The organism is Mesorhizobium sp. M6A.T.Cr.TU.017.01.1.1 (genome assembly GCF_004023115.1).
Taxonomy (GTDB): Bacteria; Pseudomonadota; Alphaproteobacteria; order Rhizobiales; family Rhizobiaceae; genus Mesorhizobium; species Mesorhizobium mediterraneum.
The window spans coordinates 1-14184 of the sequence record NZ_RZTA01000139.1; the positions used below are offsets into that span (position 1 = coordinate 1).

The 14184-nt window shown below is 63.8% G+C and carries 15 protein-coding genes; 9 read left to right on the plus strand and 6 right to left on the minus strand.

Annotated elements, in window-relative coordinates:
- The 7 genes from EOB36_RS29560 to EOB36_RS29590 form a co-directional block, all read left to right on the plus strand.
- Positions 1-422 (plus strand): DUF1772 domain-containing protein (locus tag EOB36_RS29560; RefSeq protein WP_128286266.1); only part of this gene is annotated, 422 nt, incomplete at its 5' end.
- An 89-nt stretch (positions 423-511) separates the two neighbouring features.
- Complete coding sequence (locus EOB36_RS29565) at positions 512-1555, plus strand: class I SAM-dependent rRNA methyltransferase (protein WP_128243603.1); 1044 nt, start codon at positions 512-514, stop codon at positions 1553-1555.
- 2 nt (positions 1556-1557) lie between these two features.
- A complete protein-coding gene (locus EOB36_RS29570; protein ID WP_128286267.1) occupies positions 1558-2415 on the plus strand; it encodes an RNA methyltransferase in 858 nt (285 codons plus the stop codon).
- Positions 2416-2423: 8 nt separating this feature from the next.
- Positions 2424-2924: a signal peptidase II gene (lspA, locus tag EOB36_RS29575; RefSeq protein WP_128243605.1), complete on the plus strand. Its 501-nt coding sequence runs from the start codon at positions 2424-2426 to the stop codon at positions 2922-2924.
- Between the two features lie 52 nt (positions 2925-2976).
- Positions 2977-3966 (plus strand): MDR family oxidoreductase, encoded by a 990-nt coding sequence (locus EOB36_RS29580; protein ID WP_128286268.1) that lies wholly within the window; start codon positions 2977-2979, stop codon positions 3964-3966.
- 109 nt (positions 3967-4075) lie between these two features.
- Complete coding sequence (locus EOB36_RS29585; RefSeq protein ID WP_128243607.1) at positions 4076-6364, plus strand: PAS domain-containing hybrid sensor histidine kinase/response regulator; 2289 nt, start codon at positions 4076-4078, stop codon at positions 6362-6364.
- 177 nt (positions 6365-6541) lie between these two features.
- Entirely contained in the window at positions 6542-7417 is an 876-nt protein-coding gene (locus EOB36_RS29590) for a GNAT family N-acetyltransferase (protein ID WP_164897650.1), read from the plus strand.
- 141 nt (positions 7418-7558) lie between these two features.
- On the opposite strand, the gene grpE is transcribed toward EOB36_RS29590, so the two are convergent.
- A complete protein-coding gene (gene grpE / locus EOB36_RS29595) occupies positions 7559-8194 on the minus strand; it encodes a nucleotide exchange factor GrpE (RefSeq protein WP_095488372.1) in 636 nt (211 codons plus the stop codon).
- 238 nt (positions 8195-8432) lie between these two features.
- On the opposite strand from grpE, the gene EOB36_RS29600 reads away from it, so the two are divergent.
- Together EOB36_RS29600 and EOB36_RS29605 are read left to right on the plus strand one after the other, a co-directional pair.
- The gene (locus EOB36_RS29600) at positions 8433-8669 is read left to right on the plus strand and encodes a hypothetical protein (protein ID WP_095488370.1); all 237 of its coding nucleotides are present in this window, start codon (positions 8433-8435) and stop codon (positions 8667-8669) included.
- 147 nt (positions 8670-8816) lie between these two features.
- Complete coding sequence (locus EOB36_RS29605) at positions 8817-9839, plus strand: fatty acid desaturase (protein ID WP_095488368.1); 1023 nt, start codon at positions 8817-8819, stop codon at positions 9837-9839.
- A gap of 202 nt (positions 9840-10041) precedes the next feature.
- On the opposite strand, the gene EOB36_RS29610 is transcribed toward EOB36_RS29605, so the two are convergent.
- The 5 genes from EOB36_RS29610 to cobA all read right to left on the minus strand — a co-directional run.
- Positions 10042-10578, minus strand: a complete 537-nt coding sequence (locus tag EOB36_RS29610; protein WP_095488366.1) for a DUF934 domain-containing protein — start codon at positions 10576-10578, stop codon at positions 10042-10044.
- Between the two features lie 187 nt (positions 10579-10765).
- Positions 10766-11530: a phosphoadenylyl-sulfate reductase gene (locus tag EOB36_RS29615; protein ID WP_095488364.1), complete on the minus strand. Its 765-nt coding sequence runs from the start codon at positions 11528-11530 to the stop codon at positions 10766-10768.
- Positions 11505-13175 carry a nitrite/sulfite reductase gene (locus EOB36_RS29620; protein WP_128286270.1) on the minus strand — a complete coding sequence of 557 codons (1671 nt, stop codon included), beginning with the start codon at positions 13173-13175 and terminating at the stop codon, positions 11505-11507. Before EOB36_RS29620 ends, EOB36_RS29615 begins: the two co-directional genes overlap by 26 nt.
- A gap of 46 nt (positions 13176-13221) precedes the next feature.
- Positions 13222-13527: a DUF2849 domain-containing protein gene (locus tag EOB36_RS29625; protein ID WP_127292688.1), complete on the minus strand. Its 306-nt coding sequence runs from the start codon at positions 13525-13527 to the stop codon at positions 13222-13224.
- On the minus strand, positions 13524-14184 hold a 661-nt coding region (gene cobA, locus EOB36_RS29630), incomplete at its 5' end, for a uroporphyrinogen-III C-methyltransferase (RefSeq protein WP_128286271.1). The genes EOB36_RS29625 and cobA, both read right to left, overlap by 4 nt.

Genomic DNA, 14184 nt, shown 5'->3' on the forward strand with positions numbered 1-14184 from the left:
GCCTTGGACCATCCTTCGCCCATGTCCTGGAATCGGCTCCTCGGCTGAAGTGGCCGCCTTCTCTCTGGCGCGAGACGACTGTCTTCAACGCCCAGTTCCAGCTGTTTGCCGTGATTGGCGCGCCGCTTGATGTGGCAGCGATCGCCTGCCCGGCACTTCTCGCATGGATGCTGCGCAACGACCGTCCGGCGTTCTGGTTCGCCTTGGCCGCCGCCGTGCTCTTTGCTGTGTCTCTTGCGACGTGGTCCGCTCTCGTCAAACCGGCGAACGATGTTTTAGCCACCTGGGTGCCTGGACCGATCCCGGAAAACTTCGAAGCGATCCGGCGGCGCTGGGAAACCGGCCATATGGTCGTCGCCGGCTTCAAGGCCGTCGGTTTCGTATCGTTGGTTATCGCCCTGCTTTGGATCAAGCGCGGCTGATCGTTTCGGAAATCTCCAGCGACCGCGTTTGTTGCACCGGTGAATGTGCTGTGGCAGAAGCGGGCCAAGTCGCCCCGGAGATGCTCTTTTTGAAACCTTTTCGCGACAAACGCCGCGACAGCCGCTCGCATCAGCCCGCAAAGGGCGGGGCGGAACAGCCGCGCGGAACCGGCACAAAACCGGACGATCGGTCTGTTCCGAAGCCCACGCCGCGCGTCCTTTCGCGCCGCGACGGCGCCCTGCCGGTCGAACACCTGCCGCTGATCCTCGAAGTGGCGCCCAACGCCGACTATGCGCTTCTCGACAGCGGCGCCGGGCAAAAGCTCGAGCAGTACGGCCCCTATCGCATCGTCCGGCCCGAAGGCCAGGCGATCTGGCAAAAAGCGTTGCCGGCCAAGGACTGGGACCGCGCCGACGCCATTTTCACCGGCGACACCGACGAGGAAGGCATCGGCCGCTGGCGCTTCCCGAGGACGCCGCTCGGCGAGACCTGGCCGATGAAGCATGACGGCATCGATTATCTCGGCCGCTTCACCTCGTTTCGCCATGTCGGCGTGTTCCCCGAGCAGGCCTCGCACTGGGACCACATGGCCGGGCTGATCGCGGCGGCAAAGCGACCGGTCAAGGTGCTGAATCTGTTCGGCTATACCGGCCTTGCCTCACTGGTGGCGGCGCGTGCCGGCGCCGAGGTGACCCATGTCGATGCGTCCAAGAAGGCGATCGGCTGGGCCAGGGAGAACCAGGAGATGGCGGGCCTGTCGCAAAAGCCGATCCGCTGGATCGTCGACGATGCCATGAAATTCGCTGAGCGAGAGGAGCGCCGCGGCAGCCGCTACGACATCGTCCTGTTCGATCCGCCCGCCTATGGCCGTGGCCCCAAGGGCGAGGTCTGGCAGTTGTTCGAGGATCTGCCTGATCTGACCGACCTCTGCCGCTCGATCCTGACGCCGAAGCCGATTGCTGTGGTGCTGACCGCCTATTCGATCCGCGCTTCCTTCTTCGCCATCCATGCCTTGATGCGCGACACTTTCGCAGGCATGGGCGGCACGGTCGAATCCGGCGAGCTGATCATCCGCGAGAAATCCGCCGGCCGGGCGCTGTCGACCTCGCTGTTCTCGCGCTGGGTGGCCTGACAATGAGCGAGCGGCATGCAGGCGCGCCCGGACAGGTGAAAGAGGTCACCAGCCTCGCCAATCCGCTGGTCAAGGACATCAAAGCGCTGGCGCTGAAGAAATTCCGCGACCAGCAGAACGCCTTCATGGCCGAGGGGCTGAAGCTGGTCATCGACGCGCTCGACCTCGGCTGGGCGATCCGGACGCTGGTCTTCGCCAAGGCCGGACGCGGCAATGCGGCAGTCGAAACGGTCGCGGCGCGCACGGTCGCCGCCGGCGGCACCGTGCTCGAAGTTTCGGAAAAAGTGCTCGTCGCCATCACCCGTCGCGACAACCCGCAAATGGTGGTCGGCGTCTTTTCGCAGAAGTTCCTGCCGCTGAAAGACATCCGCGCTCAAGACAGCGATGTCTGGGTGGCGCTCGATCGCGTGCGCGATCCCGGCAATCTCGGCACCGTCATCCGCACCGTCGATGCCGTCGGCGCCAAGGGCATCATCCTGGTCGGCGAGACCACCGATCCTTTTTCCGTCGAAACCGTGCGCGCCACCATGGGCTCGATCTTCGCGGTGCCGGTCGCCAAGGCGACGCCGGAAACCTTCCTCGCGTGGCGAAAAAGCTTTCCTGGCCTCGTTGCCGGCACGCATCTGAAGGGTGCCGTTGACTACCGTTCGGTCGATTTTTCCAAAGGCCCGGTGCTGCTGATGATGGGCAACGAACAGCAGGGCCTGCCCGACCGCCTGGCCGAAAGCTGCGACAGGTTGCTGCGGATTCCACAGGCCGGCCGCGCCGATTCGCTCAATCTCGCGGTAGCCACCGGCGTCATGCTGTTCGAGATCCGGCGCGGCGCGCTGAAACTTGCCTCGGAGGACGCCAAACCGTGACATCCCAAATGGTGAAATCCCAAACGGCAAAATCATGGCTCCCCTACGTGCTGCTGGTTGCCGCCGCGATAGCGCTCGACCAATGGGTGAAATACCTGGTCGAGACCAGCCTCGCCTTTCAGGAAAAGGTCGATCTTGTGCCGTTCCTGGCATTGTATCGCACCTACAACACCGGCATTGCCTTCTCGATGTTTTCGTCCTTCGGCGACACCGGCCTGGTGGTCATCGCCACTTTCGTCGTCGCTTTCGTGCTCTATCTCGCGGCCCGCACTCCGCCCGGCCACGTGCTGACCCGCATCGGCTTTGCGCTGATCGTCGGCGGCGCGCTCGGCAATCTGTTCGACCGCGCTACCTATGGTCACGTGATCGACTACATCCTGTTCCACACCCCGGTGTGGTCCTTCGCCATCTTCAACCTCGCCGACGCCTTCATCGCGGTCGGCGCGGTGCTGGTCGTCTTCGACGAACTCATCGGGTGGCGGCGCGAGGCCAAGCCCTCAAGCGATTGACCTGGCCTTCCGCCGCCATACAGTGCCCATTCGAGAAGCCCGAGGAGAAGACATGCCCGAAACCTTCAAAGCCATCCTCGTTTCGCGCGACGCCGAGAAGAAACAGTCGGTCGCGGTGACCGACCTCACCGAAGCCGACCTGATGGAAGGCGATGTCACCGTCGCCGTCGAGGCGACGACGGTGAACTATAAGGATGGCCTCGCCATATCAGGCAAGGCCCCGGTGATCCGCCGTTGGCCGCTGGTGCCGGGCATCGATTTCGCCGGCACCGTCATCTCGTCCTCCCATGCCGACTGGCGCAAGGGGGACAAGGTCATATTGAACGGCTGGGGCGTCGGCGAAACGCATTTTGGCGCCTATGCCGAGCGCGCCCGTGTCAAGGGCGACTGGCTGGTGCCGCTGCCTCAGGGCATGAGCCCGCATGATGCCATGGCGATCGGCACCGCCGGCTACACCGCCATGCTTTGCGTCATGGCGCTGGAACGGCACGGCATCGTGCCCGATCGCGGTCCGGTGGTGGTGACGGGCGCGGCCGGCGGCGTCGGCTCGGTCGCGGTCTCGATCCTGTCCAGCCTCGGCTATCACGTCATCGCCTCGACCGGCCGCAGCGCTGAAAGCCCCTATCTGATCGACCTGGGTGCTGCGGAAGTGATTTCGCGCGACGAGCTTGCCCAGCCGGCAAAGCCGCTCGCCAAGGAACGCTGGGCCGGCGGCGTCGATGCGGTCGGCAGTCATACGCTGGCCAACGTCCTTTCGATGACCTCCTATGGCGGCGCCGTCGCCGCCTGCGGCCTGGCCAGCGGCATGGATCTGCCGGCGAGCGTCGCCCCGTTCATCCTGCGCGGCGTTTGTCTGCTCGGCATCGATTCGGTGATGGCGCCAAAAGCGGTCCGCATGGAGGCGTGGCGCCGCATCGGCACGGACCTCGACCTCCAGAAACTCGCCAGCCTGTCCACGACCATTGGCTTCGACGGCATCATCGACGCCGCGCACGACATCGTCGACGGCAAGATCCGTGGCCGCGTGGTGGTGGACATGTGAGTTCCGTCGTCTGCCGTTTTTGCAAGAAGGAAGGCAAAAACCGCGCGACCGATAAAATTCGAACGATCGGCCGCAATTTTCCATAATCTCTGTCTGGCAAGGATTTCGCATGGTCACGGAATCCGGCATCAGAGAAACGGAGAGCGCCGAAAGCGTCGATGGGATCGGCCCGGAGGCGCCAAGGCGGCAGCATATTGCAGCGCCGCCACTAGCGCCCGAACTGCCCGCTGCCAATCGTGAAGGCCTGCCGTTCCTGACGCTCGTCGCCATCGTCGTGCTGGCAGGCCTGTCGCATCTGACCGGAGCGCCGATCTTCATCACCGTCGGGCTTTTGGCGACTGGCATGGCCGGTCTTGCCGTGCATTTGCGTGCCAGGCGCACGGATCGTCGCGCCGTTGCCCTCCTTGGCGAGACCGCAGCTCGCAGCCGCGCCGAGGTCGAGACCCTGGCCGACCGCATGTGGGAGATGCAGGAGAGCGAGGAACGCTTTCGCGGGCTGATCGACGCGCTTGGCGATCTCGTCGTCCACCGCGACCGTGACGGCCACATCGTCTATGCCAACAAGGTTTTCGCCGATCTTGTCGGAAGCGACCAGCGCGACCTTGCCGGCAGGACTCTGGCCGAGCTCGGCATCGACGTCGGCATCGTTCCCGATGCCGCCTTTTCCGACCACGAATGCCTGAGTTCCACCGACGTCGCCATTAACATGCCGAGCGGCCCGCGCTGGTTCTCATGGATCGAACTGTCCGTGCGCGACAAGGAGAGCGGCGCCGTCTCGCATCGCGCCATCGCCCGCGACATTACCGCCCGCAAGCACGCAGAATCGTCGCTGATCACCGCCCGTGAGCGAGCCGAATATGCGAGCCAGGCCAAATCGCGCTTCCTCGCCACCGTCAGCCACGAGATCCGCACGCCGATGAACGGCATCATGGGCATGGCCAGGCTGCTGGCGGACACCAATCTCTCGCCTGAACAACGGACCTATGTCGGCGCCGTATCGACCTCGGCCAGCGCGCTGCTGGCGCTGATCGAGGATCTGCTCGACTATTCCAAGATCGAGGCTGGCCGCTTCGATCCCGAACCGCAGCCAATGTCCGTGCGCGAGATCGCCGACAACATCATCGAGCTCCTAGCGGCGCGCGCCTTCGCCAAGAATATCGGCGTTGGCTGCCATGTCGAGCCCGACGTGCCGCAAATGATATCAGCCGATCCGGGAAGAGTCAGGCAGGTGCTGCTCAACCTGATCGGCAATGCCATCAAGTTCACCGACAGCGGCGGCGTGCTGGTGACCGTCGCCCGTGCCCGCACCGAAACCACCGATCGCATACGCTTCAGCGTCACCGACACCGGTCCCGGCCTCAGCGAGGACGACCTGGAGCGCATTTTCGAGGAATTCGAACAGGTCGATGGCTCGTCAACCCGCGCGCATGGTGGCGCCGGTCTCGGTCTTGCCATCTCCAAGCGCCTGGTGACCGCCATGGGCGGCACGATTTCGGTGTCGAGCCGGCTCGGCCAAGGTTCCGAATTCGTTTTCGAAATCCCCGTAATATCGGCCATCGAAGCACCGCAGATGCGCCAGAATGCGCTGTCTGGCCGGCGCGCCGTGATCCTGTCGAAGAACGCCATCGAGGCCGACGCCATCGCTCGCACCATCCGCGCCAATGGCGGCATGGTCGATCTGGCCGCGACCGCCGCCCAGGCAGAACCCTTCGCCGAAGGCTGCGACGTGCTTCTGGTCGACGCGGCCATGGAGGACAGCGACGGCAGGTTGCTCAAGCGCCTTCGCCAGAGCGGCTTTGCCGATTGCGAGGCGATCACGCTGATCGCACCGACCGATCGCGGCATGTTGGGCGAGTTCCGCGCCAGCGGCTACTCCACCTTCCTGGCAAGGCCGGTGCGTGGCGAGACGTTGCTGCGCGTGCTTTTGACCAGCAGCGTACCCGCCCTCACCCAGCCACAGGCGGAAAAGCGCGGCGCGCCATCCGTCCGCGCCATCGCCGGCCGCCGGCAGGGCCTGTCCGTGCTGATCGCCGAGGACAACGACATCAACGCCATGCTTGCCCGGGCCACGCTGCTGAAGGCCGGGCACCGCGTGAAAGTGGTCGGCAACGGCAAGGCCGCCGTCGAGGCCGTCACTGGCACCGGCCACAAGCACCGCTTCGACGTGGTGCTGATGGACCTGCACATGCCTGTCATGGACGGGCTGGACGCCATCGCCGCAATCCGCCGCCACGAGGAGGAAACCGCCGTGCCGCCGGTTCCGATCATGGTGCTGTCGGCGGATAGTCAGGAAAAGACCCGCCACGCCGTGCTTGCCCATGGCGCCAGCGGCTTCGTCACCAAGCCGCTCGACCCCGACGCGCTTGTCCATGCGGTCGAAGGCCAGGTGGCGGCGTGATCCGCCGAGCTGTCCTACCAAGTTTCCCGGCGTAACATAGCCGGTTGAAGGATTACCCAGCCGACGAAGTATTGCCGGCAACGCCGTATCACGGTACTGTCACAATCCTGTTGCACCTACACCGTATCCCCGTGCCAAGAGGGATGGCTCGAAGGAGAATCACTCGTGCATACAGTTATGCCGGAATGTGACGCTCGGCCGAACGCCAGCGGTGCTTTGCTCACCGGGCGGAACGTCGATGCCGTCATAAAAGGCGAAGCGCTCGGCCGCATAGGCAACCTCGAAGTGCGGCTCGCCCGCAACGAGGCCGAGATCGCTGCCGCGCAGGAAGTGCGCTACCGGGTTTTCTACGACGAGCTTGGCGCCAGGAAGAACCTGTTCCAGGCGCAGGACCGCCGCGATGCTGATCATTTCGATCCGCTTTGTGATCATTTGCTCGTCTTCGACACCTCGCTGTCGGGTCCCGAGCACCGCCGCATTGTCGGCACGTACCGCCTGCTGCGGCAGGAAATCGCGGCAGCGGCCGGCGGCTTCTATTCCGAGGGCGAATTCGAGCTGACCAATCTTATCGCCCGTCACCCCGGCCAGCGTTTCCTCGAGCTCGGTCGCTCCTGCGTCTTGCCGGAATACCGCTCGAAGCGCACCATCGAGGCGCTCTGGCAAGGCATTTGGGCCTATATCAACCATTACGGCATCGGCGTGATGACCGGTTGCGCCTCTTTCCAAGGCACCGTGCCGGCGGCGCACGCCGAAGCGCTGACCTATCTCGCCAATCATTGCCGGACGAACTCGGCCTGGGACGTGCGCGCGGTCGCCGGCCGCTACTGTTCCATGGATTTAATGCCGATCGAGGCGGTCAACGCCAAGGCCGCGATCGCGGCTATGCCACCGCTGGTCAAGGGCTATCTGCGCGTCGGAGCGCGCATCGGCGACGGCTGCGTCATCGACCGCGAATTCTCGACGGTCGACGTGTTCGTGGTGATGCCGGTCAAGGAGATCGGCGCCCGCTACGTCAGCTATTATGGCGGGGAAGCCCAGCGCTTCGCGGCCTGAGTAGGGCAGTAGGAGAATAAGGCAGTAGGGGAGTAGGGGGAGAGAAGGCAACGGCCGGAGTAGGCAATTGCTCTACTTTGCCGTGCGTAGCGTTATTCCCTACTCCCGTACTGCCCTATTCCCCTACTCCCCTAGTCTAATTTAAGCATCCTTCTCAGCCTGCTCATTCACCGGCCCTGGCTCGACCGGCGCTTCACCAGCCACATGCTTGGGGCCGCCCTTGGCAACGCCGACCATGGCCGGCCGCAGCACCCGCTCACCGATCGAATAGCCTGGCTGCACGACTTGGACCACCGTGTTGGCCGGCACCTCTGGATTGGGCACCTCGAACATCGCCTGGTGGAAATTCGGGTCGAATTTCTCGCCTTCCGGCTCGAGCTTCTTCACGCCGTGCCGCTCCAGCGCCGACAGCATGGCGCGCTCGGTGAGCTCGACGCCCTCGATCAGCGCCTTGAAGCCGGCATCGCCCGACGCCTTGGTCTCAGCTGGGATCGCGTCCAGCGCGCGGCGCAGATTGTCCGATACCGACAGCATGTCACGGGCGAAATTGGCAACGGCATAGGCACGCGCGTCGTGCACGTCGCGGGCGGTACGGCGGCGCAGATTCTCCATCTCGGCCGCGACGCGGAGCGCGCGGTCCTTCAACTCGTCGTTTTCCTTCAACAGCCGCACAAGCGCTTCGTAGTCGCCGTCGACGCTGCCTTCCGTGTGTTCGGTGGCAGCCCCGACCGTCTCGGCTTCATCGGGCGCGCGTTCGTCTTTTGCCTGGTCGCTCATCGCCGTTTCCCGTCATTTCGAATGATGTGGATTTTGTGCCCGATATCGAGGTTTGGCGGCCAAAAATCAAGGGGCAAGCGATACTGGAGAGGCCGCTCGCGCTTTGACGACGCATCATGAAGACCTTTCGATATTAATTCAAATTTTACTGTAACCGCTAGCTTTGCTTGCCAAGATGCTGCGATGGGGGAACCATTCGTCTGCTGGAAGAGTTTCGAAGCCGACACAGGATTTTGAGATGACGACCCGCAACAACGGCGACCGCAACAAGAATGGCGACCGCAATAATGATGAAAGACGTGAAAGGCTCGCGGCCGGCATCAGGCGCCAGTTCGGCACCGAGGCAACGATGGGCTTTCTGCGTGCGTTGCCGGCGTTTCGGATGGAGAACGATATTCCCGATCGTTTCAAGGAATTGCTCGACCGCCTGGACGGTATCGAGAGCAGCGTAGCCGCCGGTGGCCGCCGGCGGTAGACGAGCACATTCGCCTGTCGTCGCGTGCCGTCGGAACCAAGCATGCCCTTCCACATGCAGCCTCTTGCGCGTCGCGCGACAATTACGCGCAGTAACTTGGCGTGATCCCTGCCTTGCGGCGACGGTATGGTCCGTCTATGCTTCCTGATGAACATGATTTCCCCCGAAGCTGTGGCGAACAGCAAACGTGCCTGGTTGAAGATCCTGGCGCGCTACAAGACGCCTGACAGGCGGCGCAGCGCCGTCGAACTTGCCATCACACTTATCCCCTTTGCCACGCTGTGGGCCCTGTCCACGGCTGCCTATGCCCATGGTCATTGGTGGGGTCTGATCCTCATCCTACCCGCCGCCGGCTTTCTGGTGCGGATCTTCATGATCCAGCATGATTGCGGCCACGGCTCCTTCTTCGCCAACCGCACTGCCGACGACTGGATCGGCCGCGGGCTGGGCATCCTGACCTTGACCCCCTACGATTGCTGGCGACGCGCCCACGCAACCCATCACGCCAGCGCCGGCAATCTCGATGAGCGCGGCACGGGCGACATCAGGACGCTGACTGTTGCCGAATACCGGCAAATGTCCTGGCGGGGCCGCCTTGCCTATCGTCTCTATCGCCATCCGCTGGTCATGTTCGGCCTCGGCCCGATTTGGCTTTTCATCTTTGAGCAGCGACTGCCGGTCGGCATGATGCGAGGCGGCCTCACGCCCTGGGTTTCCTCAATGGCCACCAATGTGGCCATCGCGGTTGCCGCCGCTGCCCTCATTTGGTTCGTCGGCCTCGAAGCGTTCCTGGTTGTCCATTTGCCCATCGTCGTCCTCGCCGGTTCCGCCGGCATCTGGCTGTTCTACGTCCAGCACCAGTTCGAAGAGACCGAGTGGGCGAAGGATTCCGAATGGGAATTCCAGCATGCGGCGCTGCACGGCTCGTCCTACTATGACCTGCCGCCGGTGCTGAACTGGTTCACCGGCAATATCGGCGTCCATCACGTGCATCACCTCTCCGCCAAGGTGCCGTGCTACCGGCTCCAGGAGGTCCTAAGGGACTATCCGGAACTGCGCGAAATCGGCCGCGTCACGCTTCTCGACAGCCTGCGCTGCGTCAAGCTCGCACTGTGGGATGAGAGCCGCAGCAAGCTGGTGTCGTTTCGCGAAGCGCGGATGACTGCATAAAACGCGCAGCCGCACCTAGAGCAATTCCAGGAAAAGTGCGTAGCGGTTTTCCGTCCGGAATTGCGTAAAAATAAATACTTAGAGCGGTTCGGCGATTCTATCAAAAGCTGAACCGCTCTAAGTGCGGCGGTTTTCCAAGAGCCGACTCAAGCCGCTTTGCGTTCGTCGCGCATCAGGATCTCGCCGTGGCCGGCGCAGGCGATCAGTCGGCGCGCACGCGCCGCCAGGAATATTTGGGGCCTTTGGCCTCCGGCTTCTCGGTCGGCTGATAGTGCAGAGGCAGGCCGCCAGTGCGGCCGGCCTCGAGCCTTTTCAAGAGCACCGGATGCGACACCTCGAACTCATCGAAGCCGAGGCGCAGCATATGCGGTAGCTGATCGACCAGAACCTGCCCGGTGGCGCGGACCGCGCCCTCGAAACGGTGGCGGCTGCGCAGCAATTCGCCCTTGGAGAAAGACCGGCCGTCACTGAAAGCCGGGAAGGCCAACGCCACCAGCGATGTCTGGTCGAGCAGGTCGGCGATCTTTTCGAGCTGGTCGCCGGGCTGAAGCAGGACACCGATGCGCTCCTTCGCCGACCGGCGCACCACCGGGTCGAGGTCGAGAAACACCTGCAGCGGCAGGATGAAGCGGCCATTGCCGGACAGTGCGTCGGCGCTCTCGGCATGGCTCCACTCGTCCTCGCTAAAACCTGTCGGGGTCCAGAGGCGGGTGGCGTTTTCCGCTATCGATTCACTCATCGAGAAATTCCCAAGTCCACAAAATTCTAAAGTTCAAAACGCCCGAGGGTGTGTTGAGATTCAGGTCAGGCCGAGCCGAGAATGGTGGCTTCCGAGAACCGGAGCGGAGCGTACTTTGGGTACGTGAGCACCGGAAGCGCAGGAAGCCGCCATTCGCAGGCCGACCTCACCTGAATATCAACATACCCTAAAGCGACGCGTCGGTCAGTGACTTCTCCAGCCCCGACAGATGGATGCCGCACTCGGTCTTGGCATGCCCTGCCCAGCGGCCGCTGCGCGCGTCCTCACCCGGCTGCACCGGCTGCGTGCACGGGAAGCAGCCGATCGAGAGATAGCCATAGGCGACCAGCGGGTTTTCGCGCAGCGCATGGGCGCGCATGTAGTTGGCCTGGTCAGCGGTCGTCCAATGCGCCAGCGGATTGATGCGGATGCGCGAGCCGACCGCCTCGAACACCGGAAGCGCCGCCCGCGTCGTCGCCTGAAAACGCTTGCGGCCGGTGAACCAGGCGCGGAACGGCTCAACGCCGCGCGCCAGCGGCTCGACCTTGCGGACATCGCAGCAGGCGTCGGTGTCGGTCTCGTTCAGATTACCGGTCGGATCGATCCGTTCGAGCGCCGCTTCTTCGGGCGTGATCACCCTTATATCGGTCAGCCCGAAATCGGCAACGAGCGCGTCGCGATAGCCGAGCGTCTCCTCGAAGTGCTTGCCGGTGTCGAGGAAGATGATCGGCAGCGTCCGGTCGATCTTGGCGATCATGTGCAGCAGCACGGCTGAATCGGCGCCGAAGGAGGAAACCGCGGCGATTTCACCGTAAAAGAATTCCTGGGCCGACCGCTCGATGATCTCCAGCGGCTTCAGATGACCATAGAGCGCATCGAGCCCCGCCGCTTCGGCAGCGATGCCGGCCTCTACGTCGACGATACGATCAAGCGGCCTTGGCTTCGCCAGCATAGAGCGCCTCCTTGAACGGCGCGGGACCGACACGGCGGTAGGCGTCGAGGAATTTTTCGTTTCTGTCGAGCCGGAGGCCGAGATAGGTCTCGACGATCTGCTCGATGGCGTCGGTGATCTCTGCCGACGAGAAGCCTCGGCCGATGATCTCGCCGACCGATGTGTTCTCGTCGGCCGAGCCGCCGAGCGTGACCTGATAGAGCTCGGCGCCCTTCTTCTCGACGCCGAGGATGCCGATATGGCCGACATGGTGATGGCCGCAGGCGTTGATGCAGCCGGAAATCTTCAGCTTCAATTCACCGATCTCGCGCTGCCGATCAAGCGAAGCGAAACGAAGCGAGATTTCCTGTGCCACCGGAATGGAGCGCGCCGTGGCCAACGCGCAATAATCGAGGCCAGGGCAGGAGATGATGTCGGTGATCAGGTTTGAATTGGCCGTCGCCAGTCCGATGTCAACCAGAGCGTCATAGACCGCCTTGAGGTCGGCGCGCGCAACATGCGGCAGGATCAGATTCTGCTCGTGGCTGACGCGCAGCTCGTCGAAGGCGTACTTTTCGGCAAGGTCGGCGATCGCTTCCATCTGGCTGTCGGAGGCATCGCCCGGCGCTTCGCCGATGCCCTTGAGCGAGATGGTGACGGCGGCATAATCGGGATGGCGGTGGGTCACCACGTTCTGGTCGAGCCATTCCGAAAAGCTCTTGGAATCGAGGCGGGCAAGCTTGACCGCCTCGTCGCCTTCCGGCCGGTCCGTCAGCGCCGGCGGCGCGAAATAGGCATCGATGGCGCGAATGTCGGCTTCCGGCAGCTTCAGGTCCGCATCCTTCAGCTCCTGCCATTCGGCCTCGACCTGGCGGGTGATCTCCTCGACCCCGGTTTCGTGGACGAGGATCTTGATGCGCGCCTTGTATTTGTTATCGCGGCGGCCGTAGAGGTTGTAAACGCGCAGGATCGCTGTGCAGTAGGACAGAAGGTCGGCCTCGGGCAGGAAGTCGCGGATTTTCTTGGCGATCATCGGCGTGCGGCCCTGGCCACCGCCGACATAGACGGCGAAACCGAGTTCGCCGGCCGCGTTCTTCTTCAAATGCAGGCCGATGTCATGCGTCTGGATGGCGGCGCGGTCGCGCTCGGCGCCGGTCACCGCGATCTTGAATTTTCTCGGCAGGAACGAGAACTCCGGATGAACCGACGACCATTGGCGCAGGATTTCCGCATAGGGGCGCGGATCGGCGACTTCGTCGGCGGCGGCGCCGGCGAAATGGTCGGCGGTGACGTTGCGGATGCAATTGCCACTGGTCTGGATGGCGTGCATCTCGACGCTCGCCAGATCGGCCAGGATCGCCGGAATATCCGACAGCGCCGGCCAGTTGAACTGGATGTTCTGGCGCGTCGTGAAATGGCCGTAGCCCTTGTCGTATTTGCGGGCGATATGGCCGAGCATGCGCAGCTGCTTGCTGTTCAGCGTGCCGTAAGGCACCGCGATGCGCAGCATGTAGGCGTGCAATTGCAGGTAAACGCCATTCATCAACCTCAGCGGCCGGAACTGATCCTCGGTGATCTCACCGGCAAGCCGCCGCGCGACCTGGTCGCTGAACTCGGCGACGCGGGCCTGGACGAAATCGTGATCGAACTCATCGTAACGGTACATGTCTGGTCTTTCCGGGCGCGTCCGCCCGTTTCATCAATGTGGTCGTTTACGCCGCCCGAGCGGCTTCCGGGCGCGCCTGCTTGCCCAGGTCGTTGCGGTTGGTCGGGCCGGCGGCGCGGATCTTTTCACGCAGCCGGACCGGCTCGACCACGCCATTGGCGACGGTCACGTCGATCAGATTGACGTCGACCACTTCGTTGTTGGCATAGGCCGTGGCGCCGATCGCCTCCAGCCGGTCTTCAGCCCCCTTGTCATGGGCGACGTCGGCATGGTCGATGGTCTCGGCCCAGCCGCCATTGGCGTGCCAGACGGCTTCGCCATCGGCGAGGCGGTTTGCGGTCAGAACTTTCATCGTTCAGCTCCTTCGGCGGCCGTTTGGGCCGCGCCTTCATGCCTGTGTGCCGCGAGCGGCTCGGAACGTTCAAAGTTGGCGCCGGCGACCGCATCGCCAATGATCGTCATGACCGGGCCGGTAAGGTCGGCGCGGACCTCCAGCGACGGTAGGTCGGCGAGCGTGCCGTGGAAACGGCGGCGGTTGGCAAGGCTGGCATTCTCGACCACGGCGACCGCCGTGTCCGGCGACAGGCCCGCCTCGATCAGCCGGCCGGCAACCTCGGCCGCGACCGAGCGGCCCATATAGACGGCGACGGTGGCGCCGGAAATGGCGAGCTTTGCCCAGTCGGGCAACGAATTTCCCTTGAGGTCGTGGCCGGTGGTGAACACCATCGATGACGACACGCCGCGCAGCGTCAGCGGCAACTCGAAATCAGCGGCGGCGGCGAAGGCCGCGGTGACGCCCGGAACCACCTCATAGGCGACGCCGGCATCGCGCAGCGCTGCCATTTCCTCGCCCGCCCGCCCGAACACCAGCGGATCACCGGACTTCAGCCGCACGACGCGCTTGCCGTCGCGGCCGAGCTCGATCAGCAGCGCGTTGATCTCGGCCTGGCTCTTGGTGTGGCAGCCCTTGCGTTTGCCTACCGGCAGGCGCTCGGCGTCGCCTATGAGG